Genomic DNA, 1,418 nt, shown 5'->3' on the forward strand with positions numbered 1-1,418 from the left:
CGCCGACCTGCTCGACCGCGAGCTCGGCCTGCCGCTCCCGGATGCGAAGACCCGCACGGAACTGCTGCGTGTACTCCTGCGCGACGCCCCGCTGGAGCCCGGCGTCGACATCGGCCCGATCGCCGAGCGCACCCCCGGCTTCGTGGCGGCGGACCTCATCGCGCTCCGCCGTGACGCCGCCCTCCGCGCCGCGCTGCGCCAGCGTGACGTCGACGAGCCGCGGATCTCCCAGCAGGACCTGCTCGACGCGCTCACCACCGTCCGCCCCATCTCGATGTCCACTTCGGACAATCTGGCCACCGGCGGGCTGACGCTGGACGACGTCGGCAACATGACCGACGTCAAGCAGTCGCTCACCGAAGCGGTGCTGTGGCCGCTTCGCTACCCGGACTCGTTCGCCCGGCTCGGTGTCGATCCGCCGCGCGGCGTGCTCCTGTACGGGCCGCCCGGCGGCGGCAAGACGTTCCTGGTCCGCGCGCTCGCCGGCACCGGCGCGCTGAACGTCTTCGCGGTCAAGGGCGCCGAACTGATGGACAAATGGGTCGGCGAGTCCGAGCGCGCGGTGCGGGAACTGTTCCGCCGTGCCGCCGAGGCCGCGCCGTCGCTGATCTTCCTCGACGAGATCGACGCGCTCGCCCCGCGCCGCGGCCAGTCGTCGGACTCGGGCGTGTCGGACCGCGTGGTCGCGGCCCTGCTGACCGAATTGGACGGTGTCGAGCCGATGCGCGAGGTCGTCGTCCTCGGCGCGACGAACCGGCCGGAACTGGTCGACCCGGCGCTGCTGCGGCCGGGACGGCTGGAGCGCCGCGTCTACGTCCCACCGCCGGACGCGCACGCCCGCGAGGCGATCCTCGCCGCCAGCGCCAAGAACACCCCGCTGGCGTCCGATGTGGACCTCGCGGCGTACGCGGCCACTTTGGACGGTTACTCGGCGGCGGACTGCGCCGCGCTGATCCGCGAGGCCGCGCTGACCGCGATGCGGGAGTCGCTGGAGGCCAAGGAGGTCACCGCCGCGCATCTGGCGAAGGCGGCCGAGACGGTCCGGCCGTCGCTCGACCCGGCCCAGCTCGCGGCGCTGGAGGCGTACGCGCAAACCCAGGCCTGAGAACGTGAAAAGGGCCCGCTTCGTCACGAGGAAGCGGGCCCTTTTCACGCAGCTGCTAGGAGCCGTCCTTGTCGTTGGTCTTGTAGTCCTTGGTGAGGATGACGATCACACCGGGGCCGATGTTCTCGATCTCCTTGAACCGGGGCTCGGCGCGGAACCCGAACTCCAGCGCCAGCGCCTTCGCGGCCGCCTCCTCGTCGGTGCCCGGGCGGTAGTAGGCCACCGTCTCGGGGAGCCTTCCCGGGTAGCCCTTGACTTCGGAGACGTTCCAGCCCGAGGCGCGGAAGTCCTTCGCGGCCTGCTCGGCGAGGCC

2 protein-coding genes are annotated in these 1,418 nt (G+C 72.0%); one reads left to right on the forward strand and one right to left on the reverse strand.

What is annotated here, in order from left to right; translation table 11 throughout:
* Positions 1-1,105 (forward strand): AAA family ATPase (locus AVR91_RS44115; RefSeq protein ID WP_228709475.1); only part of this gene is annotated, 1,105 nt, incomplete at its 5' end.
* A gap of 55 nt (positions 1,106-1,160) precedes the next feature.
* On the opposite strand, the gene AVR91_RS44120 is transcribed toward AVR91_RS44115, so the two are convergent.
* A partial coding sequence (locus tag AVR91_RS44120; protein WP_228709476.1) for a LytR C-terminal domain-containing protein occupies positions 1,161-1,418 on the reverse strand: 258 nt, incomplete at its 5' end.

It is taken from the genome of Amycolatopsis keratiniphila subsp. keratiniphila, assembly GCF_001620365.2.
GTDB classification, from domain to species: domain Bacteria; phylum Actinomycetota; class Actinomycetes; order Mycobacteriales; family Pseudonocardiaceae; genus Amycolatopsis; species Amycolatopsis keratiniphila.